This window comes from Adlercreutzia sp. ZJ242 (assembly GCF_011038995.1).
Taxonomy (GTDB): domain Bacteria; phylum Actinomycetota; class Coriobacteriia; order Coriobacteriales; family Eggerthellaceae; genus CAAEEV01.
Genome location: NZ_JAAKEE010000001.1, coordinates 96,307 through 120,936, shown reverse-complemented (window position 1 = coordinate 120,936; position 24,630 = coordinate 96,307). Strand labels below are relative to the sequence as shown.

Annotated in this window: 18 protein-coding genes; 11 read left to right on the top strand and 7 right to left on the bottom strand. The window is 70.4% G+C overall.

All coding sequences use genetic code 11. The features are described 5' to 3' along the window. Positions 1–13: 13 nt before the first annotated feature. The 4 genes from fdhF to upp form a co-directional block, all read right to left on the bottom strand. Entirely contained in the window at positions 14–2,728 is a 2,715-nt protein-coding gene (fdhF, locus tag G7Y49_RS00540) for a formate dehydrogenase subunit alpha (protein ID WP_165170265.1), read from the bottom strand. Between the two features lie 67 nt (positions 2,729–2,795). Next, entirely contained in the window at positions 2,796–4,634 is a 1,839-nt protein-coding gene (locus G7Y49_RS00535; RefSeq protein ID WP_165170162.1) for an NAD(P)-binding protein, read from the bottom strand. Positions 4,635–4,790: 156 nt separating this feature from the next. Further along, positions 4,791–6,074 (bottom strand): radical SAM protein, encoded by a 1,284-nt coding sequence (locus G7Y49_RS00530; RefSeq protein ID WP_165170160.1) that lies wholly within the window; start codon positions 6,072–6,074, stop codon positions 4,791–4,793. A gap of 5 nt (positions 6,075–6,079) precedes the next feature. Then, on the bottom strand, positions 6,080–6,709 hold the full coding sequence (upp, locus tag G7Y49_RS00525) for a uracil phosphoribosyltransferase (protein WP_165170158.1): 630 nt from the start codon (positions 6,707–6,709) through the stop codon (positions 6,080–6,082). A gap of 303 nt (positions 6,710–7,012) precedes the next feature. On the opposite strand from upp, the gene G7Y49_RS00520 reads away from it, so the two are divergent. Next, on the top strand, positions 7,013–8,236 hold the full coding sequence (locus G7Y49_RS00520) for an LL-diaminopimelate aminotransferase (RefSeq protein WP_165170156.1): 1,224 nt from the start codon (positions 7,013–7,015) through the stop codon (positions 8,234–8,236). 30 nt (positions 8,237–8,266) lie between these two features. Then, entirely contained in the window at positions 8,267–8,743 is a 477-nt protein-coding gene (locus tag G7Y49_RS00515) for a YkgJ family cysteine cluster protein (RefSeq protein WP_165170154.1), read from the top strand. An 82-nt stretch (positions 8,744–8,825) separates the two neighbouring features. On the opposite strand, the gene G7Y49_RS00510 is transcribed toward G7Y49_RS00515, so the two are convergent. After that, the gene (locus tag G7Y49_RS00510) at positions 8,826–10,214 is read right to left on the bottom strand and encodes a Na+/H+ antiporter NhaC family protein (RefSeq protein ID WP_165170152.1); all 1,389 of its coding nucleotides are present in this window, start codon (positions 10,212–10,214) and stop codon (positions 8,826–8,828) included. 117 nt (positions 10,215–10,331) lie between these two features. On the opposite strand from G7Y49_RS00510, the gene G7Y49_RS00505 reads away from it, so the two are divergent. Together G7Y49_RS00505 and G7Y49_RS00500 are read left to right on the top strand one after the other, a co-directional pair. After that, a complete protein-coding gene (locus tag G7Y49_RS00505; RefSeq protein ID WP_241157208.1) occupies positions 10,332–10,952 on the top strand; it encodes a phosphatase PAP2 family protein in 621 nt (206 codons plus the stop codon). A gap of 115 nt (positions 10,953–11,067) precedes the next feature. Continuing rightward, complete coding sequence (locus G7Y49_RS00500) at positions 11,068–13,785, top strand: RNA helicase (RefSeq protein ID WP_165170150.1); 2,718 nt, start codon at positions 11,068–11,070, stop codon at positions 13,783–13,785. A 108-nt stretch (positions 13,786–13,893) separates the two neighbouring features. On the opposite strand, the gene G7Y49_RS00495 is transcribed toward G7Y49_RS00500, so the two are convergent. Beyond that, positions 13,894–14,313 (bottom strand): peptide deformylase, encoded by a 420-nt coding sequence (locus G7Y49_RS00495; RefSeq protein WP_165170148.1) that lies wholly within the window; start codon positions 14,311–14,313, stop codon positions 13,894–13,896. Positions 14,314–14,524: 211 nt separating this feature from the next. On the opposite strand from G7Y49_RS00495, the gene bfr reads away from it, so the two are divergent. From bfr to G7Y49_RS00460, 7 genes are all read left to right on the top strand, one after another. Next, a complete protein-coding gene (bfr, locus tag G7Y49_RS00490; protein ID WP_165170146.1) occupies positions 14,525–14,995 on the top strand; it encodes a bacterioferritin in 471 nt (156 codons plus the stop codon). Between the two features lie 229 nt (positions 14,996–15,224). Beyond that, positions 15,225–16,694: an aldehyde dehydrogenase gene (locus G7Y49_RS00485; RefSeq protein WP_241157207.1), complete on the top strand. Its 1,470-nt coding sequence runs from the start codon at positions 15,225–15,227 to the stop codon at positions 16,692–16,694. Positions 16,695–16,780: 86 nt separating this feature from the next. Then, positions 16,781–17,656, top strand: coding sequence for a TIGR02452 family protein (locus G7Y49_RS00480; protein ID WP_165170144.1), 876 nt, complete (start codon positions 16,781–16,783; stop codon positions 17,654–17,656). An 8-nt stretch (positions 17,657–17,664) separates the two neighbouring features. After that, positions 17,665–18,705, top strand: coding sequence for an RsmB/NOP family class I SAM-dependent RNA methyltransferase (locus G7Y49_RS00475; RefSeq protein ID WP_165170142.1), 1,041 nt, complete (start codon positions 17,665–17,667; stop codon positions 18,703–18,705). A gap of 178 nt (positions 18,706–18,883) precedes the next feature. After that, on the top strand, positions 18,884–20,836 hold the full coding sequence (locus tag G7Y49_RS00470; RefSeq protein ID WP_165170140.1) for a fructose-1,6-bisphosphatase: 1,953 nt from the start codon (positions 18,884–18,886) through the stop codon (positions 20,834–20,836). Positions 20,837–20,838: 2 nt separating this feature from the next. After that, positions 20,839–21,807, top strand: coding sequence for a BadF/BadG/BcrA/BcrD ATPase family protein (locus tag G7Y49_RS00465; protein WP_165170138.1), 969 nt, complete (start codon positions 20,839–20,841; stop codon positions 21,805–21,807). A 105-nt stretch (positions 21,808–21,912) separates the two neighbouring features. After that, positions 21,913–23,793: an ABC transporter ATP-binding protein gene (locus G7Y49_RS00460; protein WP_165170136.1), complete on the top strand. Its 1,881-nt coding sequence runs from the start codon at positions 21,913–21,915 to the stop codon at positions 23,791–23,793. A gap of 88 nt (positions 23,794–23,881) precedes the next feature. On the opposite strand, the gene G7Y49_RS00455 is transcribed toward G7Y49_RS00460, so the two are convergent. Next, complete coding sequence (locus G7Y49_RS00455) at positions 23,882–24,472, bottom strand: TIGR00730 family Rossman fold protein (RefSeq protein ID WP_165170134.1); 591 nt, start codon at positions 24,470–24,472, stop codon at positions 23,882–23,884. Positions 24,473–24,630: the final 158 nt, after the last annotated feature.

Below are 24,630 nucleotides of genomic sequence, written 5' to 3'. Positions count from 1 at the left end.
TTCGGCCCCTTCCCTACGCCTTCGAGAGCCGCACGGCGCACACCTTGTACTCGGGGCACGCGCAGATGGAGTCGAGGCTGTCGATGGTGAGCCAGTTGGCGTTGCCGTCCTGGAAGTGGAAGGGCATCCACGCCTCGCCCGGGTTCGTCTTGCCCGACACGCGGGCGGTGGTCACGATCGACCCGCGGCGGCTCTCCACACGCACGCGGCCGCCGTCATCGATGCCCAGAGAGGCGGCGTCGGCGGCGTTCACCTCGACGAACGACGAGCTGACGATCTCGTTGAGCCCGTCGGTGCGGCTCGTCATGGCGCAGGCGTTGTAGTGGTACAGGATGCGCCCGGTGGTGAGCATGAGCGGGTACTCCGCGTCCGGCAGCTCGGCCGCGGGCTTGTAGGTCGCCGTGGAGAACGCCCCCCGCCCGCGCGTGAACTTCCCCACGTGCATGATGGGCGTGCCGGGGTGGTCGGGCCCGGTGCAGGGCCACTGCAGGCCGCGCCCCGCCACCTCGGGGCTGTCGAGGCGCGCGTGGCTGATGCCGGCGAAGCTCGGGGTGAGCGAGGCGATCTCGTCCATGATCTCGGCTGGCGTGAGGTCGGGCTGCGCGTATCCCATGCGCCGCATGATCTCCGCGAAGATCCACGTGTCGGGCCGCGCGTCCCCCGGCGAGGCCACGGCGCGGCGCACGCGCTGCACGCGCCGCTCGGTGTTGGTGAACGTGCCCTCCTTCTCCGCGTAGCTGATGCCCGGCAGCACCACGTCGGCGTAGGCGGCCGTCTCGGTGAGGAACAAGTCGTCCACCACCAGGAAGTCGAGTGCCTCGATCCCGCGGATGACGTGGCTGATGTCGGGGTCGGTGCGCACCTGGTCCTCGCCGAAGATGAACAGCCCGCGCACCGTGCCCTCGACGGCCGCGTGGAACACCTGCGTGGCGAACAGGCCCGGCTCGGGCTTGATCTTCACGCCCCAGGCGGCCTCGAACTTCGCGCGCACCTCGGGGTCGGCCACCTTCTGGTAGCCCGGGAGGTCAGCCGGCGTGGCGCCCATGTCACACGCGCCCTGCACGTTGTTCTGGCCGCGCAGCGGGTTGACGCCGCAGCCGGGCCGACCCAGCTTCCCGCAAGTCAGAGCCATGTTGCTCATGGACATGACGCCCTCGGTGCCGGTGGAGTGCTCGGTGACGCCCAAGCAGTAGATGATGGGCGCCTGGCGCGCGGTGGCGTAGAGGCGCGCGGCGGCGCGCAGGTCGTCGGCGCTGATGCGGCAGATCTCGGCCACGCGCTCGGGCGTGTAGTCGGCCACCATGGCCGCGAACTCCTCGAAGCCCTCGGTGCGGCTGTCGATGAACTCCCGGTCGAGCAGGCCCTCCTCGATCATCACGTGGCACATGCCGTTCGAGAACGCCACGTTGGTGCCGGGGCGCAGCTTCAGGTGCAGGTCAGCCTGCGCCGCCAGCCCGATGTCGCGCGGGTCCACCACGATGAGCTTGGCACCGCGCTCCACGGCGGCGCGGATCTGCATGCCCGCCACGGGGTGCGCTTCCTCGGGGTTCGACCCCACCAGCATGATGACGTCCACGTCGGGCGAGGTGATGTCGGCGATGGGGTTGGTCATCGCGCCCGACCCGAGCGTGGCGGCCAGGCCCGCCACGGAAGGCCCGTGGCACACGCGGGCGCAGTTGTCCACGTTGTTCGTGCCGAAGGCGCAGCGCGCCATCTTCTGCAGCAGGTACACGTCCTCGTTGGTGGAGCGGCTGCAGGCGAAGGCCGCCAGGGCGTCCGGGCCGAAGTCCCGCTTGATCTCGCTGAAGCGACGTGCCACCAGGTCAAGCGCCTCGTCCCACGTGGCGGGCTCGAGCTGGCCGGTCTCGCTGCTCCTGACGAGCGGCGTGGTCAGGCGCTCGGGTGACTGCACGAAGTCGAAGCTGCCCGAGCGGCCCTTCACGCACAGGCGCCCGCGGTTGGCGGGGCCGAAGGCCGGCTCGGTGTCGACGATGCGCCCGTCGCGCACGACCAGGTTGAGCTGGCAGCCCACCGCGCAGTGCGGGCAGGTGGTGAGCGTCTTCCGCACCTCCCAGCTGCGGTACTCCCGGCGGCGCTTCAGCGTGAGCGCGCCGGTGGGGCACGCCGCCGCGCAGCACCCGCAGCTCTCGCAGCTCGTCGCCTTCCAGTCAGGGCCGAACGGCGCCTCGATGGTGGTGCGCAGCCCCCGCTTCGCCGCCTTGAGCGTGTGGTTGCGCGCGAAGCTGTTGCACGCGCCCACGCAGCGCTGGCAGAGGATGCACAGGTTCGGGTCGTAGGCGAGGAAGGGGTTGCCGTCGAGCACGGGCTTGCGCTTGGGCTCGGCAGGGAGCAAAGGCTCGGTGACGCCCACCTCGCGGCACACGTCCTGCAGCTCGCACGAGCCGTTGCGCGCGCACGAGAAGCAGAAGTTCGTGGAGTTCAGCCCGTGGGCGGACAAGGTGAGCCCGAGCGCGGCCCTGCGCGCGTCGACGACGCGCTGCGTGCCGGTGCTGACCTGCATGCCCTGCTCAACGGGCGTGTTGCAGGCCGTGACGAGCCCGGGGCGGCCCGCCACCTCGACCGAGCACACGCGGCACGAGCCGACGTCGCTCACGCCCTTCAGAAAGCACAGCGTGGGGATGCGCACGCCCGCCCTGCGCGCGGCGCCCAGGATGGTGGTGCCTGCCGGCACGCTGACAGGCGAGCCGTCTACGGTGAGCGTGATCATGGCGACCTCGTTTCGGGAAGCGATGACGGGAGCGGCGGGGGCAGGGGCTGTGGAGTCGAAGGCGACCTTAGGCATATTGGGTCCTCCCCTCATCCAGCGAGCCGCAGCCGAAGTGGTCGCAGCGCAGGCAGCGCGCGCACTCCTGCCGGGCCTCCTCGAGCGTCATCTCGACCTCGACGGCCTCGAAGTCGCGCCTTCGCTCGCGCGCGGGGCGCTCGGCGACGTTGACGCGGCCGGTGGGCGTGCGGTCGTTCGCACGCGCCGCGGGCGCGCTCACGCCGCAGTCGAGCGTGTGGTGGTACCCCAGGTGCTCGTCGATGTTGCGCGCGGCCACCTTGCCGGCGGCGATGGCGCGGATGACGGTGGCGGGGCCGCTCTGGCAGTCGCCGCCGACGAACACGTTGTCGAAGCCGGGCGCCGCCAGCGCGGCGTCGGCGACGAGGCGGCCGCGCGCGACCTGCATGCCCGCCTCCTCGAAGGGCGCGCTCACGACGTCCTGCCCCACGGCGAGCAGGATGACGTCGGCCTCGATGCGCCGCTCGGGCTTGCGCGCGTCGAGCGGCGCCGGCCGGCCGCCGCGCACGGGCCCGATCATCTGCGGCTGCGTGACGAGCGCGCTCACGCGGCCCCGGTCGTCCACCTCGACGCGCACGGGCGCCTCGAGCGTGATCATCTCCACGCCCTCGGCGATGGCGCTCTCGACCTCCGCGCGCAGGGCGGTCATGTCCTCCAGCCGCCGGCGGTACGCGATCGACACCTCCTCGGCGCCGGCGCGCACGACGGTGCGGGCGCAGTCCATGGCCACGTTCCCGCCGCCGACGACGACCACCTTCTTGCCCGCGAGGTCGGGGATCTCGCCGTCCCCGATGGCGCCGAGCAGCTCGACGGCCGACATGACGCCCTCGGCCTCGACGTTCTCCAGGCGCAGCTGCTTGGCCGCGTGCGCCCCGATCGACACGTACACCGCGTCGTACTCGACGGACAGGCGGCGCAGCTCGCGGGCGTCGACGCGGGCATTCGCGTGCACGGTTACGTCGCCCGCGCCCAGGATGGCGCGGATGTCCTCGTCGAGGCGCTCGCGCGGGAAGCGGTAGGCGGGGATGCCGTAGCGCATCATGCCGCCGAGCTGGGCGTGCATCTCGAACACGTCGACCGCGTGCCCCATGAGCGCCGCGAAGTACGCGCACGTGAGCCCGGAGGGCCCGCCGCCCACCACCGCGATGCGCCGCCCCGTCGGCGGCAGCGCCGGCGGCGTGGCGCAGCGGTCGGCAGGCGCCTGGTCGCAGGCGAACTTCTTGATGCCGCGGATGTTGAGCGGCGCGTCGACGAGGGCGCGGCGGCAGCGGCTCTCGCAGGGGTGCTCGCACACGAACGCGCAGGCCGTCGGGAACGGGTTGTCCTTGCGCACCATGTTCACGGCGCCCTCGTAGTCCCCCTCGCCCACCAGGGCGATGTAGGCGGGGACGTTCACGTGCGCCGGGCAGTCGGTCTCGCAGGGAAGCGTCTGGCCCACGCCGGCCTGGCAGCGGCCCTGGCCCACGTGGCTGGCGTACTCGTCCGCGAAGGCGTCGAGCCCGTCGAGCACCGCCTGCCCCGCCTCGTAGCCGATGGCGCAGTCGGACGCGTCACGCGCGAGCGTCGCCAGGGCGCGCACCTGGTCGAGGTCGGCGGGGCCAGCCTCGCCGTCGCGCACATGGCGCAGAAGGTCGGCGAGCTTCGGCAGGCCGTCGCAGCAGGGAACGCACTTGCCGCAGGTCTGGGCGACAGCGGCCTCGAGCAATGCCACCTGCGTTGCCACGGCGCAGGTGCCGGGAGGCGTTGCCGCGATGCGCCGCGCGAACCGGTCGAGCTGCGCAACGACGCGCGCATCGTCAACCGCGCGCGGTTCAATAGAAAGGACGCTCATGGGATCCCCCGATCTCATCTCGCTTCCTGCAAGGATGAAGTGCATGAACTGCTTGAAATGCGTGTAACCTTAGCTGCTCGCCCGCCTCGTCCGCGCGACGCATGGGGAGTTCGGTCGACTTCGGCCCGCGAGCGAGCAGGCGCTCCCCCGGCCGCGCTACTGCGCGTCGCTGAGCGCCACGTCGATCAGATAGCCGCCGCCCTCTTCGCACTCGTACACGAACGAGCACGTCATCACGCGCACGGGCTCGCCGTCCGCGCGCGCGGCGCCCGCGAGCACGCCCGCGAAGCGCGGCGGGAACGCGAGCGAGCGCTCCTCGGCGTCCTCCATGAAGTCGCGGCAGCCCGCGTCCTCGAGCAGGCGGCGCGCCACGTCCACGTCAGGCCCGAACACCTTCGCCGTCTTGAGGAAGAAGTCGCCCTCGTCGAACTCGACGCAGGGGTGGACGCGTGCGGCGCGCTCGTTCTTCTGGCGCATCTCGCTGCGGTGCTTGTTGTCGAGCGAGCAGTAGTGCATGCCGAGGGCAAGCCCCTCGTCGAGCGCCCACGCCATGAGCTCGAGGATGAGCTCCTCGGAGCCCGCCACGGCGAGCCCGCCCGAGTAGCCGTAGTCGTACATCACGTCGAACGGCGGGTTCTTCAGCGTGAACCCGCGACGTGCGAACTCGTCCCAGTTGGCGAACGGGAAGCAGAACTCGAGCAGGTTGATGCCGTCGACGCCCACCTCCTCGAAGCGGCGCAGCAGGTCCTGCATGTGGGCCTTCGCGCCGGGGATCACGGGCATCTCCACCATGACCGAGGGGATGTGGCGCTTGGCGAGCGCCATGGCAGCCAGCACGCGCTCCTGCTGCTCGGGCGCGTCGTCGTCCTTCACGCTGAAGCGGATCTCGTCGAGCCCCGCGTCGCGCAGGAGTGCCGCGCTCTCCTCGGTCAGCAGGTCGCCCGAGGTGTACATGCGCTTGTGCGCGCCGGGCCACAGCTCGCCGGCGCGGCGCAGGAGCGCAAGCGCGTTGTCCAGGTCGAGCAGGGGCTCGCCGCCCGTGAGGCCCACGCAGGCGAGCGCGTCGTTCTCGGCGGCCGAGCGCCTCAGGCCCTCCTCCCACGGACAGCCCTCGTGGAAGAACTTCTCGTAGTCGGGCTGGTTGCGGTTGAAGCAGAAGTAGCAGTCGCGATGGCACCTGAACGTGGTGGAGAACGTCTCCGACCCGCGGTTGCCCGTGCACTCCACGCATGCGGGCGACAGGTGCCCCACCGACAGCGAGGCGCCGGCGTTGCGCACCTTCACGCCGCGCGCGGCCAGCTCGGCGCGCAGCTCGGCGCAGCGCGCCTGGCCCGCGCCCGCCTCCGCGAACACGAGCCCCTTCTCCTCGAGCGCCTTCACGTAGCGCGTGCCCACGGCGGCGTATTCCGCGAGCGCCTTGTCCAAAGCAGCGTTTCCCATGGCGCCTACTTCGTGCCGAAGATGCGGTCGCCCGCATCCCCCAGGCCGGGGACGATGTAGGCGTGCTCGTTCAGGCCCTCGTCCACCGCCGCCACGTAGATGTCCACGTCGGGGTGCGCCTGCTGCACGGCGCGGATGCCCTCGGGCGCCGCCACCAGGTTCATCAGGCGGATGTTGGAGCAGCCGCGGCTCTTCAGGCTGTCGATGGCGTCGTTGGCGCTGCCGCCCGTGGCCAGCATGGGGTCGACTACGATGACGACGGAGTCCTCCACGTTCTCGGGCATCTTGTAGTAGTACTCCACCGGCTGGTGCGTCTCCTCGTCGCGGTACATGCCGATGTGCCCCACGTGGGCGAACGGCATGAGCTCGAGCAGGCCGTCCACCATGCCGATGCCGGCGCGCAGGATGGGGGCGATGGTGATGAAGCGATGCGCGAGCGCGGGAAACGCCCCCTCGCAGACGGGCGTCTTCACCGTGACCTGCTTGGTGGTGAAGTCGCGGGTGACCTCGTAGCCCATGAGCAGCGAGATCTCCTTGAGGAGCTGGCGGAAGTCCTGGGAGGAGGTGTCCTCGCGGCGCATGCGCGTCAGCTTGTCGACGATCAGCGGGTGGGAAAGAACGTGCACTTCACTCATGTCTTAGCATCCTTCGTAGTTGGCTCGGGCCCGTGCGGCCGCAGCCTCCTATTATAATCGTCGAAGCGAAATTGGCCACCAGGCGCGCGGGACGGCGGGACGGCACGACGGCGGGGCGGCACGCGCGGCCGAAAGCGACTGGAAGTGGAAACACGCACGGCGACGCGTGCCCGAAAACGTCCCGAATCATTCTCGAAACAATTCGCCCCTAGAATGACGTGGAGACACAAGCTGGGGGCGTCCTGCGCCCGAAAGCCCGGCCCCGCAGCCTCGAAGGCTGCGCCCCACGCGAAAGGAGCACACGTGGCCCACGTCAACGAAAACTACGCCAAGCTTCCCGGAAGCTACCTCTTCTCCGAGATAGCCCGCCGCACCGCCGCCTATCAGAAGGCACATCCCGAAGCCGACCTCATCAAGATGGGCATCGGCGACGTCACCCGCCCGCTCGCGCCCGCCGTCATCGAGGCCATGCGCGCCGCCGTCGACGACCTGGCCGCGCCCGAGACCTTCCACGGCTACGGCCCCGAGCAGGGCTACGGCTTTCTGCGCGAGGCCATCGCCGAGCACGACTTCCGCGCCCGCGGCATCAAGGTCGACGACGACGAGATCTTCGTGTCCGACGGCGCGAAGAGCGACTGCGGCAACATCGGCGACATCCTGGCGGTCGGCAACCGCATCGCCGTGTGCGACCCGGTGTACCCCGTCTACGTGGACGCCAACGCCATGGCCGGCCGCGCGGGCGACTACGACGAGGAGGCGCAGGGCTGGACGAGCATCGTGTACATGCCCACCACCGCCGAGAACGGCTTCTGCCCCGCCATCCCCGACGAGCCCGTCGACGTCATCTACCTGTGCTCGCCGAACAACCCCACGGGCACCGTGCTCGACGCCGGCCAGCTGAAGACCTGGGTCGACTACGCCAACGAGCACGACGCCCTCATCATGTTCGACGCGGCCTACGAGCGCTTCATCACCGAGGAGGGCGTCCCGCACTCCATCTACGAGATGGAGGGCGCCCGGACCTGCGCCATCGAGTTCCGCTCGTTCTCGAAGACCGCCGGCTTCACGGGCGCGCGCTGCGGCTACACCGTGGTGCCCAAGGCGCTCGTGCGCGACGGGCAGAGCCTCAACGCCCTGTGGAACCGCCGCCAGACCACCAAGTTCAACGGCGCGTCGTACGTGATCCAGCGCGGCGCGGCCGCCGTGTACACCGAGGCCGGCGCACGCCAGGTCGAGGAGACGCTCGCGTACTACCGCGAGAACGCCCGCGTGATCAAAGACGGCCTCTCCGCAGCCGGGCTCGAGGTGTACGGCGCCGTGAACAGCCCGTACGTGTGGTGCCGCACGCCCGAGGGCATGGGGTCGTGGGACTTCTTCAACCTGCTCCTGGAGCAGGCGAACGTGATCACCACCCCCGGCGCCGGGTTCGGCCCCGCCGGCGAGGGGTACGTCCGCCTCACCGCCTTCGGCGACGCCGAGGCGACGAAGGAGGCCGTCCGGCGCATCAAGAGCCTGCTGAGCGCCTGACAAGCGCCGAAACGTGTTAGAGTTGGGTCCATGGACCCAAGAGACGACATAACGGGGGGCGCGGACGACGCGTCGGCGCCCCTTCGCTTCGACGGCGACAACAGCTACCCCGACTGCGAGCAGTGCGGACGCTGCTGCGGCCTCAACGTGATCAGCGCCTCGCCCGACGAGGTGGCGCGCATGCGCGCCTACATGGCCGAGCACGGCATCGCGCCGCGCAACTACCGCAAGGAGCGCTGCTGCTTCTCCGAGGAGGGCGGGATCTGCCGGATATGGGAGGCGCGCCCGCAGATCTGCCGCCTGTACAACTGCCGCGTGCCGCGCCTGGAGATCCTGCGCCGCAACCCCGACATCGTGGTCGACGACGACAAGCCGCTCATCGACCTGCACGACACGTTCATCTTAGGCGACGCGTCCGACCCGCGCTACCGCCCGCAGCACTCCCTCGAGGAGATCGACCGCGCCGCAACCGCCTCCTCCGCGCGCGAGGTAGCGCGAGCCAGCTGACGGCGCCCCGAGAGCACGCCCTCCCCCGCGTCATTCTGAGGCCGCAGCCCCATGCCATCCCGAGGCCGCAGCCCCCTTCCCCTTACTTCTGCGACTTCTGCTCCTGCGCCCTCTCAGGCACGAGGAAGATGAACGCGAGCGAGCTCAGCAGCAGGAGGAACGGGTAGAACAGAAACGGGATGATGTCGAAGGCCGACACGGCGTAGCCCAGCTCGGTGGCCGCCGATATGGCCACGAGCATCTGCGCGCCGTAGGGGATGACGCCCTGCGAGACGCACGAGAACGTGTCGAGCAGCGACGCCGTCTTGCGCTTGGAGATGCCGTAGCTCTTCGCCATCTCGGCGGCGATGGGGTTCGCCATCACGATGGCCACCGTGTTGTTGGCCGTGGCCACGTCCATCGCGACCACCAGCAGACCCATGCCGAGCTGGCCGCCCTTGCGGCTCTTGAACAGGCTGCGGATGCCGTTCAGAAGCGCCACGAAGCCGCCGTGCTCGCGGATGAGCGCGCAGATGGCGCTCACGAGCACGGCCACCATGGTCGTCTCGAACATGCCCGCGGCGCCCGAGCCCATGTTGGCGAGCAGGTCGGTGGGAGCCGTGGCGCCCGAGAACACCATGATGAGCGAGCCCGAGGCGATGCCCAGAAGCAGCACCACGAACACGTTCACGCCGACGATGCCGCCCACGAGCACGATGAGGTACGGGATGAGCTGGATGAGCTCGTAGTCGTGGCTCACGCCTCCCGCGAGGTCGGCGTTGAACGACATGACCAGGATGATCACGAGCGTCACGAGGGCCGCCGGCAGGGCGATCTTGAAGTTCTCGCGGAACTTGTCCTTCATCTGGCAGCCCTGCCCCTGGCATGCCGCGATGGTGGTGTCCGAGATGAACGACAGGTTGTCGCCGAACATCGCGCCGCCCATCACGCTCGCCACGCACAGCGGCAGGCTGAACCCCGACGCCGCCGACACCGCCACGGCGATGGGCGTGATCAGCGTGATGGTGCCCACCGACGTGCCCATCGACACGGACACGAAGCAGCTCACCACGAACAGCACCGCCACGGCGAACTGCACGGGGAACACCGACAGCATGAGGTACGCCACGCTCTCCGCGGAGTCGCGCCCCACCGTGCCCACGAAGACGCCCGCCGCCATGAAGATGAGGATCATGGTGACGATGGTCTTGTCGCCGATGCCGCGGCCCATGATGACGAGCTTGTCGTCGAAGGGCAGCCTGCGGTTCTGCACGCACGCCACCAGCAGCGCCACCAGGAACACCACCACGATGGGGATGTTGTAGAAGCCCATGGGGATGCCGAGCACGTACTCGAACAAGATGCCCAGCCCCAGGTAAAGCACGAGGAACACGCCGATGGGCGCGAGCGCGCCGACGTTGCCCTTCTTCGCGGGCCCCTCTTGGCCGCTCGCCGCGGGCGCGCCGGCCGTCACACTCTTCTCTTCCGTCATCTCAATCCTCTCGAGCGTTCGAATAGTCCGCACATTGTAGCAATCACTTTGCACGGCGGGGCGCTCTTCGCTCATAATGTTTGAACAAAATTGGAGAGCGCGGAAGGAGGCGGCACGTTGACCGAAGAGCAGTACGCGCGCTGGACCGCGCCCCTGCGCGCGCACCCGCGCGCCGCCCGCGCGCTGCTGGCGGCGAACAAGCTGCTCACGTGCGTGGGGTACGTGGCCTACCCGCTGCTGCTCGCGCTGCTGGCAGCCTCCGCGCTCGCGGGCGGCGCAGGCGCGGGCGCGGGCGGGCTGGCGGCGGCTGGCGCTGCGGGCGCGGGCTGGTTCGCGGCAGGAGCGGCCGGCGGCGCTGCGGGCGCGGGCGGGTTCGCGGCATGGTGGGCGCTGGCGTGCTGCGTCGCGGTGCCGGCAGCGCTGTTCGCCGCGTGCAGCCTGCTCCGCCGCGCGGTGAACGCGCCGCGACCCTACGAGGCGCTTCCCATCGACCCGCTCATCAAGAAGGACACGCGCGGGAAGTCGTTCCCGAGCCGCCATACGTTCTCGATGTTCGCCATCGCCGCCGCGTGGATGACGTTCCTGCCCGCCGTCGGCGCCGCGCTCATGGCGGCGGGCGTGTTCATGGGCGGCGTGCGCGTGCTCGGCGGCGTGCACTACCCCCGCGACGTGGTCGCCGGCGCCGCAAGCGCCCTCGTCCTGAGCGCCGCCGCCTACGCCCTCTGCGGCCTGCTCTGACGGACCGCCCGAGCGCCTTGCGCGCAAGCTCCCGAGCGGCCCGCGCGCCGCGCATGCCACGCCCGCTCAACCGTTACAATGAGGCGAACACGTTCGACGAAGCGAGGATGCCGCCATGACCTACCCTGAGACAACCGACCCGTTCGCCCCCGGCTCGCTCGGCGCCCTCGCGCCGAGCTGGTGGCTGCCCGAGGACGCCGCCGAAGGGGACATCGCCGCCGACGACCCCGCAGAAGCCAGCGACCCCAGCGGCCCCGCAGGCGCCAGCGATCCCGCCGACAGCGCCACCAGCTCGCCCGCCGGCCCCGACGCGCCTGCGCCCGACCTCGACGAGACCGACCCGTGGCTCACGCCCGACGAGGCCCTCGAGCGCTTCCTGGACTGGGTGGACGCCCGCGGCATCGAGCCGTGGCCTCACCAGGAGGACGCGCTCATGAACCTGGCCGTGGGCGACCACGTGATCCTCGGCACGCCGACCGGGTCGGGCAAGTCGCTCGTGGCGCAGGGCCTCTGCTTCATGGCGATGGCCACCGGGCGGCGCGCCTACTACACCGCGCCCATCAAGGCGCTCGTGAGCGAGAAGTTCTTCGACATGGTCGACGTGCTCGGCCGCGACAACGTGGGCATGATCACCGGCGACAGCACCATCAACACCGAGGCGCCCGTGATCTGCTGCACCGCCGAGATCCTCGCCAACCAGGCGCTGCGCGAGGGCGAGGGCGCCGACGTGGGCTGCGTGGTCATGGACGAGTTCCACTACTACGGCGACGTCGACCGCGGCTGGGCGTGGCAGGTGCCGCTGCTCACGCTTCCGCGCGCGCAGTTCCTGCTGATGAGCGCCACGCTCGGCGACACCTCCGCCATCGCGGCCGCGCTCGGGGAGCGCACCGGCAAGCCCGTCGACACCGTGTCCGACGCGCCGCGCCCCGTGCCGCTCGCCTTCGAGTACTCGCTCACGCCGCTCGAGGGCACCGTCGAGCTCGCCCTGCGCAAGGGCGAGGCGCCGCTGTACCTCGTCCACTTCTCGCAGGACGCCGCCATCGCCACCGCCCAGTCGCTCGCCAGCTACGGCGTGGCCACCAAGGAGCAGCGCGAGGCCGTGAAGGCCGCCGTCAAGGGCACCGCGTTCACCACCGCCTTCGGCAAGATACTCAAGCGCCTGCTCGAGTGCGGCGTGGGCGTGCACCACGCCGGCATGCTGCCGCGCTACCGCCTGCTCGTGGAGAAGCTCGCCCAGCAGGGCCTGCTGCCCGTGATCTGCGGCACCGACACGCTCGGCGTGGGCATCAACGTGCCCATCCACACGGTGGTCCTGACGCAGCTCACCAAGTTCGACGGCCACAAGATGCGCCGGCTGCGCGCCCGCGAGTTCCACCAGATCGCCGGGCGCGCGGGGCGCGCCGGCTTCGACACCGAGGGCATGGTGATCGCCGAGGCGCCCGAGCACGAGATCGAGAACGCCAAGCTGGTGGCGAAGGCGGGCGACGACCTCAAGAAGCTGCGCAAGATCAAGAAGAAGAAGCCGCCCGAGGGGTTCGTGGCATGGAACGAGGCCACCTTCACGCGCCTCATCGAAGCCGTGCCCGAGACGCTCACGCCGCGCATGCGCATCACGCACTCCATGGTGCTCGCCGTGATCTCACGCGGAGGCGACGCCCGTGCGCGCGTGCGCGAGCTCATCGCCGCGTCGGCCCAGACCGACGAGCAGAAGGCGAAGCTGCACGTGCGCGCCGACGAGATCTTCGCCACGCTCATCGAGGCGGGCGTGGTGGAGCGCACGGTGGGCGACGACGGCAGCGAGAGCTACGTCACCACGGTGGAGATGCCCGAGGACTTCGCGCTCGACCAGCCGCTCTCGCCCTTCATGCTCGCGGCGCTCGACTTGTTCGACCCCGAGAGCGACACGTACGCGCTCGACGTGATCTCGCTCGTGGAGGCGACGCTCGAGGACCCGCGCCAGGTGCTGCGCGCCCAGGAGCGCGTCGAGCGCGACCGTGCGATGGCCGAGATGAAGGCCGACGGCGTGGAGTACGAGGAGCGCCTCGAGCGCCTGGCCGAGGTCACCTACCCGCGCCCGCTCGAGGACGTGCTGAGCGCGGCCTTCGGGCACTACTGCCGCGCCGTGCCGTGGGCGCGCGACTTCGAGCTGGCGCCGAAGTCGGTGCTGCGCGACATGATCGAGACGGCCTCGGACTTCAAGACCTACGTGAACCGCTACGGCATCGCGCGCTCGGAGGGGACGCTCCTGCGCTACCTCTCCGACGCCTACCGCGTGCTCGACCGCACGCTGCCGCAGTCCGCGCGCGACGACACGCTGCGCGACGTCGTCTCGTGGCTCGGGCTCATCGTGCGCTCGACCGACTCGAGCCTGGTGGACGAGTGGGAGAGCGCCGGCAGCGTCGTGGACGTCGCCGCGCCCGCGCCCGCGGACGAGGTGGTGCGCGACCGGCGCGGCCTCACGGTGCTCGTGCGCAACGCCCTGTTCGCGCGCGTGCGCCTGGCCGCCGCCGACAAGGCCGCCGAGCTGGGTCGCCTCGACGCCGAGTGGGGTTTCGGCGAGCGCCGCTGGTCAGACGCGCTCGACGCCTACTACGAGGCGCATGACGAGGTGCTCACCGACGCCGACGCGCGATCGGCGGCGTTTCTGGCCGTCGACGAGTCAGACGAGAGGTCCCTGCGCGTGTGGCACGTGCACCAGACGTTCAGCGACGAGGCGGGCGACCGCGACTTCGGCATCATGGCCGACGTCGACCTCGACGCCACGCAGGAGCAGGGCGAGGTGGTGTTCAAGAGCTACCGCGCCGGGTTCATCGAGGACCTGCTCAAGAGGTAGAAAGCGGGGGCGGCGGTGCGGGGGCGCGAGCCTCGCCGCACCGCCGCCTCCCGTCGCCCCCGCGCCTGGGATTCCCTCAGGGCCTTAGAGAGCGCCCTTCGGGCTCCCCTAGATCAGCTTGCCCTTGCAGTGGTCGATCAGATGCTGGATGACCTGCGCCGTCCAGCCCTCGAACTTCCTCTTGCGCTCGACGAGCTCGCCGTCGACGAGCTCCTGGTAAGCCACCTGGATGCGCGCGAAGCGCGTCACCTTCTTCTCCTCCTCGCGCGACAGGCACGCCTCGACGGCCTTGAACGGCGCCAGCCCCTGCTTGAGGACGGGGTTGTACATCACGTGCGGGTTGTCGTCGTCGTCCAGGTACGCGACGACCGCCTTCGTCTCACCGATCTGGTTGGCGGCCAGACCTGCCGCGTCCTCGAGCGAGACGAGCGTCTCCACCAGGTCCTGGGCTACGGACGCGTCATCCGCCGTCGCCTTCTCGCACGCCTGCGACAGAATCGCCTCGTCCTTCACGATCTCCTTGATCACCGCATTCTCCTTCTGGCCGAAAACGTTACGCGTCCCATGATACCGCATGACGTCGGGAGGGTGGCAAGACGGCAACGGCAGCCCCCGCGGGCCGCGCGAGCTGCGCGGGCGCCCCTAAGATGGCAGGCAAGCCCCACGGCGCGCGGGCGGCCGGCCCCTGTCGGCAGCCCGCGGCCGAGCCGCACCCGCACCCGATTGAAGGAGCCTTGCCATGAAGGGAAACCAGAAGCTCATCGACACGCTGAACGACCTGCTCGCCGACGAGCTCACCGCCATCAACCAGTACATGCTGCACGCCGAGATGTGCGAGGACTGGGGATACGCCCAGCTCCACGAGGAGTACGAGCGCCGCGCCATCACCGAGATGCGCCACGCCGAGAAGCTCATGGCGCGCATCCTGTTCCTGGAGGGCACGCCCGTGGTGTCAAAGCTCAACAAGATGACCATCGGCGCCACCGTGCCCGAGCAGGTGGACAACGACCACGAGCTCGAGCTGGAGACGGTGCGCCGCTACAACGAGGCCATCGTGCTCGCCGGCGAGGTGCTCGACTACGCCACGCGCGACATGCTCACCGAGATCCTTTCCGACGAGGACCGCCACGTCGACGAGATCGAGGAGCTGCAGGACCAGATCGAGCAGATGTCGCTGCAGATCTTCCTCTCCACCAAGACGCAGGGGTAGCGCGCAGCGGCGCCCGGCGAGAGCGCTCGGCGACGGCGCCTGGCGACAATGCCCGGCGACGGCGCCTGGCGACAAGACGACGGCGCCGGGCAGTGGCGCTCGGCCCGAGCACTTGACAGGCTCCCTCGCGCGCCCGATATTGTCATTCAGATGATACAGCCCCTAGCGCCGCCGGACGCTTCCCGAGGCGTCCGGCGGCCTTCCGCGCTCGCCACGAGGGAGGTCGCCCATGAACCCGCTCGCATCCGCCTTGCGCCGCACCCGCCAGGCGAGGACCCGCCTGGCCGCGCCCGTCCCTCCCTGCCGCAAGCGCACCGCGCAGGCGCCCGATGGCATCGGAAGCGTCATGGAGCGCCAGCGCGCCTTCTTCGCCACCGGAGCGACCATCGACGTCGACTTCCGCCTGCGCGCGCTCAAGCGCCTCGACGAGGCCATCCGCTCGCACGAGGCCGAGATCAAGTCCGCCCTGCGGCAGGATCTGGGGAAGTCGTCCTTCGAGGGGTACCTGTGCGAGATCGGCCTCACCCTCTCCGAGCTCGGCTACCAGATCTCCCACCTGAGGCGGTGGGCGCGCCCGCGCCACGTGCTGCCCGACCTGGCGAACTTCCCCTCGAGCTACCGCGTCGTGCCCGAGCCCTACGGCGTGACGCTCGTGATGTCGCCGTGGAACTACCCGTTCATGCTCGCGCTCGAGCCGCTCATCGGCGCCGTCGCGGCGGGCAACTGCTGCGTGGTGAAGCCGAGTGCCTACTCGCCCGCCACCTCCGCGCTGATCGCCCGCATCCTGCGCGAGACGTTCGAGCCGGGGCACGTCGACGTGGTGCTCGGCGGACGAGCCGAGAACGCCGAGCTCTTGGAGCAGCGCTTCGACTACATCTTCTTCACCGGCTCGGTCGAGGTCGGCAAGCTCGTGCAGCAGAAGGCCGCGCGCCACCTCACGCCCGTGACGCTCGAGCTCGGCGGGAAGAGCCCGTGCGTGATCGCGCGCGACGCCGACCTCGACGTGGCCGCGGCGCGCGTGGCGTTCGGCAAGTGGCTCAACGTCGGGCAGACCTGCGTGGCGCCTGACTACGTGCTCGTCGACGAGGCCGTGGAGATGGAGTTAGCCGAGAAGCTGGCCGCGGCCGCGGCGCGCATGTACGGCGCCGACGCCTTGGGCAACCCCGACTACGGGCACATGGTGAACGAGAAGCACTTCAAGCGCGTGAGCAGCCTCATCGACCCCGCCAAGGTGGTGTACGGCGGGCGCGTGAGCCCCGAGACGCTGCAGATCGAGCCCACCATCATGATGGGATGCTCAGGCGACGACCCCGCCATGCAGCAGGAGATCTTCGGGCCGGTGCTGCCCATCATCAGCGTGAGGTCCATGGACGAGGCCGAGGCGTTCGTCAAGGGCCGCGAGAAGCCCCTCGCGCTCTACCTGTTCACGCGCGACAAGCAGCTCGAAAGGCGCTTCCTGGGCCACGTGCCCTTCGGCGGCGGCTGCGTGAACGACACCATCGTCCATCTGGCCACGAGCCGCATGGGCTTCGGCGGCGTGGGCGCCTCCGGCATGGGCGCCTACCACGGCCGCCGCAGCTTCGAGACGTTCAGCCACCTGAAGAGCGTGCTCAAGAAGGGCACCTGGTGCGACCTGCCCCTGCGCTACCAGCCCTACTCCGCGGCCAAGCTGAGCCTCGTCCGCCTGTTTTTGCGCTAGGGAGCACCGCGCGTCGAACACGGCGGGCGCCCAAGTGGGATATGATGGGGTCATCCACATCCGAGGTCCACTCTCAAGGAGGCATCATGGCAGACAGGGACGAGCGTCGCGAGCAGGCGGCCAAGCACAACGCGCTCATGAAGGGCGCGTTCGCGAGCGAGACGGCGGCGTGCGCCGCGGCGGCGACGATCTACGAGGAGGGCGCGGGCCGCACGCTCGAGCTGGGCGAGGCGCCCTTCGCCGCCACCGAGACGCGCGTCACCACCGCGTTCGCGCCCGAGGCCCTCTACCGCCAGGGCGCGGGCAAGACGGCCGTGGTCGACCCGGCGGCCTTCACGCGCCCCGGCGGCGCCTACGAGGACGGCGCGTTCGGCCCCGAGCAGATCCTGTGCGCCGCGAGCAACCTCTACCAGGTGCTCTGCGAGGTCAAGGGCCTCTACCACGACAAGAACCGCGACTACCGCCGCGGCGGGCTGTTCACCGACCGCGCGGCGTACCTGCCCGACGTGGCGTTCTCGCGCGACGGCAGCATCCGCAAGGCGGACGTGATCGTCATCCCCGAGCCGCTGCGCGCCCGCGCCCTCGAGAGCCACCGCTCCGAGCGCGAGTGCGACCGCGCGCTGGCCGACCGCGTCGAGGCGATCATGCGCATCGCCGCCGCGAACGGGTGCGAGACGCTCATCGTGGGCGCGTTCGGCTGCGGGCGCCTCGGCTACCCCGCCGAGCAGGTGACGTCGCTGTTCAGCGCGTGGATCGAGGCGCACCCCGGCGCCGTCGCGCGCGTGGTGTTCGCCGTGCCGCGCGCGGCCTTCGACGCGTTCGACGCGGCCTTCGGGAAGTCCGCGCGCGAGGAGGCCGCAGCCGCGGCGGCGCAGGCCGCCCGGGCGAGCGCGGAGGACGAGGACGCCGACGAGTTCGACTGGCGCAGCGTCGAGCTCCCCGAGGGCGTCACGATCCGCTAGGGCGCGCCGTGGGCACGACCGAAGCGCAGGAGCGCGCGGCCTCGCTCGGGCTTCCCCCCGAGCTGCTCGCGCGCCTTGCCAGCCGCTACGAACCTGAGGTCACGGACGACATCATCGCCGGGTACGCCGCCTCGCGCGCGTGCACGCTGCGCGCCAACACGCTGAAGGCCTCGCCTGCGGAGGTGGCCGCGGAGCTTGACGCGGCGGGCATCGCCTGGCGCGCGCCCGCCTTCTACGCCGACGCCTTCGTCACGGACGCGGGCAGCGAGCCCGCCCTGCGCGCGCTTGACGCCTACGCGCAGGGGAAGGTCTACCTGCAGAGCCTCTCGGCCATGCTGCCGCCGCTCGCGCTCGACCCGCGTCCGGGCGAGAGCATCCTCGACATGGCGGCCGCGCCTGGCGGCAAGACCTGCCAGACGGCCGCGCTCTCAGGCGGCAAGGCGCTGATCACCGCCTGCGAGAAGAACGCCGTGCGCGCCCAGAAGCTGCGCCACAACCTCGAGAAGCAGGGCGTCGCCCGCTGCAACGTGATGGAGTGCGACGCGCGCAAGCTCGACGAGTTCTTCACCTTCGACAAGGTGCTGCTCGACGCGCCCTGCTCGGGCTCGGGCACGGTGTCGCTGGCAGGCGGCGCCTATCGCGGCGGGTTCTCGGGCGAGCTGCTCGAGCGCAGCGTGAAGACGCAGCGGGCGCTGCTGCGCAAGGCGTTCGAGACGGTGCGCCCCGGCGGCATCGTGGTGTACGCCACGTGCTCGATACTGCCCGAGGAGAACGAGCTGCTCATCGAGAGCGTGCTCAACCCCTCGAAGGACGAGCTTGCCGGCGCGCCGCGCGACGGCGGGCGCGGCGGCAGGCGCGGGCGCGGCAAGCGCCGCGGCGGCGAGAGGCCGCGTCCCGCCAAGCCCGTGAACGCCGAGGTGGTCCCGCTGCCGGACGAGCTGCTCGAAGGCGTGCCGCTCTTGCCCTGCGCGCTCGAGGGGGCGGCGTGCGTGAGGCCCACCGAGCTCTACGAGGGGTTCTTCGTAGCGGTCCTGAAGCGCCTGAGCTAGGCGCCCCCGTCGCCCCCACCTGCGCGTTCGTGCCGCGCGCCGCCTGTTTCCGCCTGCGGCCCCATGCGGCGGCGCGCGCTTCGCTACAATAGCGCCAACCCAGCCCGCGGCGGGCGCGCCGCCGCGGGAAAGCGAGCACTTGCGCAGGCCCGGCCCGCGCGCAACCCGAAGGAGCATCATGGACGCAAGCGAAACCCGATACCTGGAACTGCTCTCCCGCCTGTTCCCCTCCGAGGCGAAGGCATCGGCTGAGATCATCAACTTGAGCGCGGTCTTGAGCCTGCCGAAGGGCACCGAGATCTTCGCCTCCGACATCCATGGCGAGTTCGAGGCGTTCTCGCACCTTCTGAAGAACGGCTCGGGCTCCATCCGCCTCAAGATCGACGACACCTTCGGCGACGAGCTCTCCTTCGCCGAGAAGCGCTCGCTCGCCACGCTCATCTACTACCCGCGCGAGAAGATGGACCTCGTCCTGCCGCAGGTGCAGGACGAGCGCGCCTGGTTCTCCACCACCATCCTGCGGCTCGTCGAGGTGTGCAAGCAGGCGTCGGGCAAGTACACGCGCTCGAAGGTGCGCCGCGCGCTGCCCCCCGAGTTCGCCTACATCATCGAAGAGCTCATGACGGAGAACAACTACGCCGTGAAGCGCGAGGCGTACTACGCCGACATCATCGACGCGGTGATGCGCACGGGCCGCGCGCGGGCGCTCGTGGAGGCGCTGTGCCTGCTCATCCAGCGGCTGGCCATCGACCATCTGCACATCGTGGGCGACATCTACGACCGCGGGCCCTACCCGCACACCATCCTGGACACGCTGGCCGGCTTCCACTCGGTAGACATCCAGTGGGGCAACCACGACATCGTGTGGATGGGCGCCTCGCTCGGGCAGCGCGGCTGCATCGCGCACGTGGTGCGCAACTGCGCGCGCTACGGCAACCTCTCCATCCTCGAGGACGCCTACGGCATCAACATCCTGCCGCTCGCCGGGTTCGCGCAGCGCGCCTACGCCGACGACCCCTGCGTGGCGTTCGGCCTCAAGGGCAACCCGCAGCTCACCGAGCGCGAGCACGTGGTGAACGTGAAGATCCAGAAGGCCATGGCCGTCATCCAGTTCAAGGTGGAGGGCCAGCTCATCGACGAGAACCCGAGCTTCGAGCTTGAGGACCGCAAGCTTCTGGACAAGATCGACTACGAGCGCGGCACCGTGCTCCTCGACGGCGTGGAGTACGAGCTCACCGACAAGGTGTTCCCCACCATCGACCCGGCCGACCCCTACCGCCTCACGCCCGAGGAGGAGAACGTCATGCGGCGGCTCGAGCAGGCGTTCGTCGGCTGCGAGAAGCTGCAGCGCCACATGCGCTTCCTCTTGGAGGCGGGCAGCCTCTACAAGATCTACAACTCCAACCTGCTGTTCCACGCGTGCGTCCCGCTCAACCCCGACGGCTCGCTCATGGAGGTCGACGTGTTCGGCGAGAAGCTCGCCGGCCGCGCGCTCTACGACGCGCTCGAGCACCACGTGCGCGAGGCGTTCTTCAGCCCCGACGAGGCGGCGCGCACGCGCGGGCGTGACCTTCTGTGGTGGATGTGGCTCTCGCCCGGCTCGCCTTTGTTCGCGAAGAGCAAGATGGCCACGTTCGAGTTGTACCTGATCGCCGACAAGGCCGCGCGCAAGGAGGTGAAGAACCCGTTCTACACGCTGCTCAACGACGAGCACGTGATCGCGGGCATCTTCGAGGACTTCGGGATGGACCCCGCCACGTCGCGCATCGTGTGCGGGCACGTGCCGGTGAAGGTGAAGGACGGCGAGGACCCGGTGAAGTGCGGCGGGCGCGTGCTCACCATCGACGGCGGGTTCTCGAAGGCGTACCAGCCCACCACCGGCATCGCGGGCTACACGCTGATCTCGAACTCCTACGGCTTCGTGCTCGCCGCGCACGAGCCGCTCGAGTCGACGCGCGCCGCCGTGGAGAACGAGCTCGACATCCACTCGTCGCGCCACGTGGTCGAGCGCGTGGAGGAGCGCACGCGCGTGGCCGACACCGACACGGGCGCGAAGCTGAAGGCCCAGATCGCCGACTTGGAGCGCCTGCTCGAGGCGTACCGGCGCGGCCTGATCCCCGAGCGGGGCTAGGCTTGGGGGCGGCGCGCGGCCTCCTGCTGGCCGTCGACGGAGGCGGCAGCTCGACGGAGCTCTTGCTGGCCGACGCAGGGGGAGCCGAGCTCGCGCGCTTCCAGGTGGGCTCGACGAGCTTCAAGTCGGTGGGATCGGATGCCGCCCGCACCGAGATCAGCGCGGGCGTGAGGCGGCTGCGCCGCGAGCTCGACGTGCGCGGGGCAGCGCTTGGGGACGTGCGCGGCGTGTGGGGGCTGTCGGGGTGCGACTCGGCGGCCGACGCGGCGGCGTACCGAAGCGCGCTGGCCGCCTGCGGGCTCGACCTTGCGCGCCACCACGTCTGCAACGACGCGCTGCTCGCGCTGCGCACGATCGCGGACGGCGCCGGCGTGGTGGTGGTCGCGGGCACGGGCTCGGTGGCGCTCGGCGTCGACGCGGACGGCGCGGTGGTGCGGCGCATCGGCGGCTGGGGCTACCAGGTGAGCGACCTGGGGTCGGGCTGCTGGGCGGGCGCGGTGCTTCTGCGCGAGGCGCTTCTGCGCGAGGACGGCTGCCGCGAGGACGACCCCGCGTTCGCGCTGGTGAGGCGCGCGCTTGCGCCCGAGGGCGCGGACTCGTCCTGCAGCATGGGCGAGGCGGCCGCGCGCCTCGTGCGCGCCGACGAGATCGCCGCGTTCGCGCGCATCGCGCTCGAGTGCGCCCCATCGCCTGTCTGCGAGGACATCCGCCGCCAAGCCGCGCGCTACCTCGCCGGCTACGCCGCCTCCCTCGTGCGCGCCCTCTCCGAGCGCGGCGACGCCGCGGCGATCGTGGCCCTCGCGGGCGGCCTCTTTCGCAACGAGCGCTTCCGCAGCCTGGTCGTCGCCGAGATCCTCGCGCGCACGTCCCTGCCCGCAGACGGCATCCGCCACGTCAGCGCCTCCCCCGCCGAGGGAGGCGTCCGCATGGCCCGCGCCTGGGCGCGCGACGGCCGGCCGCCCCTCGGCTAGGGGCGAAGCGAGGGCCCACGGGCACACGGCCCGGGCGGCGTGCGAAGCGCAGCACCGGCTCGGCAAACGCTCTATAATCATGCCGAGACACGAAAGGACCTCCGCATGAGCAAACGCACCGCCCCCGCCACGCCTGACGCGTCTGGCGCGCCCGCGAACGCCGCGCCCGCCAGCAGCACCACCGCATCCGCCTCCCCCGCGCGCGTGCCCGCCGCGCCCTCGACCACGCGGCGCACGCTGCACTACTTCTGGCAGATCACGCGCTCGCACCTGGGGCTCTTCGTGGCGCTGCAGCTCTCCACGTTCGCCTACGTGGCGCTCCTGTCCTACGGCAACCCCTTCGTCATGAGCCTCGTGGTCGACCGCGTGAGCGCGAGCCCCGTGGCGCCCGACCAGGTCGTCAGCGTGTTCGCGCCCTACGTCGCGGCGCTCGTCGCCATCAACGTGCTCGGCCAGACGGCCAGCAAGCTGCAGGACTACACGCTCTACAAGCTCGAGATCGCCGCGAGCTACGACCTCTCGACGCTCTGCTTCGACGCGCTGTGCAACCAGTCGATGTCGTTCCACTCCAACCGCTTCGGCGGCACGCTCGTGAGCCAGACCACCAAGTTCCTCTCCGCCTACAACCTGGTGCTCGAGAACCTGAACTTCCCGTTCATGCCCGTGTTCTGCTCCATCGTGTTCACCTGCGGCATCCTGGCGCCGCGCGTGCCCGCCTACGTGGTCATCCTCATGGTGCTGCTCGTGGTGTACGCCGTCGTGTCGTACCGCATGTACAAGCGCATCCTCACGCTGAACGAGAAGGCCGCCAGCGCCCAGAACCAGCTCTCCGGCGAGCTGTCCGACTCGGTGGCGAACATCCTGGCCGTGAAGACCTACGGGCGCGAGGACTACGAGCGCGGGCTGTTCGACCAGTTCAACCGCGAGGTGGTGAAGCGCGACTCCAAGCGCATGCGCGCGAGCCTCACGCGCGGCATCATCACGGCCGCCATCACCGTGGTCATCATGAGCGTGGTGGCGGTGTTCATCGCCGGCGGCAACGCGTGGTTCGGCATCACGCCCGGCACGCTCGTGATGATGTTCACCTACACCTACACCATCACGAACCAGTTCAACTTCATCAACAACGGCCTGCAGCGCTTCAACCGCGCGTTCGGTGACGCGAGCGGCATGACGCTCGTGCTCGACGAGCCGCGCCTGGTGGCCGACGTCCCCGGCGCGCCCGACCTCGAGGTGCGCGAAGGCGCCATCGACTTCGAGGGCATCGGGTTCCACTACACCGACGGCAACGCGAAGACCACGGTGTTCGACGGCTTCAACCTGCACATCCCCGCCGGCCAGCGCGTGGGGCTCGTGGGCATGTCGGGCGCGGGGAAGACCACGCTCACCAAGCTCCTGCTGCGGCTGGCCGACATCCAGGAAGGCGCCATCCTCATCGACGGGCAGAACGTCGCCGAGACCACCCAGCAGTCGCTGCGCCGCCAGATCGCCTACGTGCCGCAGGAGGCGCTGCTGTTCCACCGCACCATCGCCGAGAACATCGCCTACGGGCGGCCCGACGCCACGCGCGAGGAGATCCGCGAGGCGGCGCGGCTCGCCAACGCGCTCGAGTTCATCGAGAAGCTGCCGCAGGGCTTCGACACCATCACGGGCGAGCGCGGCGTGAAGCTCTCGGGCGGGCAGCGCCAGCGCGTCGCCATCGCCCGCGCGCTTTTGGCCGACTGCCCCGTGCTCGTGCTCGACGAGGCCACGAGCGCGCTGGACTCCGAGAGCGAGCGGCTCGTGCAGGACGCGCTCGCCACGCTCATGGAGGGGCGCACGTGCATCGTGGTGGCGCATCGCCTGTCCACGGTGGCGAGCCTCGACCGCATCGTGGTCCTGGCCGACGGGAAGGTGGCCGAGGACGGCCCGCACGGAAGCCTCATCGAGGCCGGCGGCGCCTACGCGCACCTCTGGAGCCGCCAGACCGGCGCCTACCTGGAGTAAGGCGGCGGGACGAAAAGCGCTGCTCGCACGCACGCGCGACGGGAGCCGCCCAGACGCTGCGAAGCGACAGGGGCGCCGGCGCGGGACCTCAGCGCGGCGAGATGAGCTCGCTTGCCGTGACGAGGCGCTGCGCGGGGCAGCTCTGCCCGTGCTCGATGCTCGCCGTCAGGTCGTCCATGCTTGCGGGGAAGTGGAAGCGCTCCATGTCGGACTGCTCGATGAAGCCCTGCGCGAGCATGTTCTCAAGCAGCGCCCGCAGCGGGTCGTAGAAGCCGTCGAGGTTGAGGAGGTAGCACTCGGCAGGCCCGAGCCCCAGTCGGATGCGCGACATGATCTCGGATATCTCCTCGAGCGTGCCCACGCCGCCGGGGATGGCGACGAACGCCTCGCCCAGCTCGATCATCTTCGCCTTGCGCTCGCCCATCGTCTCCACTTCGAAAAGCTCCGTCAGGTCGTGCTGCGCGACGCCCGCCTCGATGAAGAAGCGCGGCTCGACCCCGTACACCTCGCCGCCGCCGTCCAGCACGGCGCGCGACACGATGCCCATGAGCCCCACCGAGCTGCCGCCGTACACCAGCGCATGGCCGTGCCGTGCAATCCATGCGCCCAGCTCACGCGCACATTCGGCAAAGCGGGCGTTAGCCCCGCCGTTCGACCCGCAGTATACGACAACGTTCATGGCAGCTCCTTCGAAAACCTCTTCACGCAAGTGCGGCCGCGCCCGGGCGCAGCCGCACTCGTCACGCACAGACAAGCACGCGCCTCGGACGCAAGCGCGCCGACACCCCGGCGCAAGCACGCCGACACCTCGGCGCAGCCGCGCGCCCCGCGCGCAAG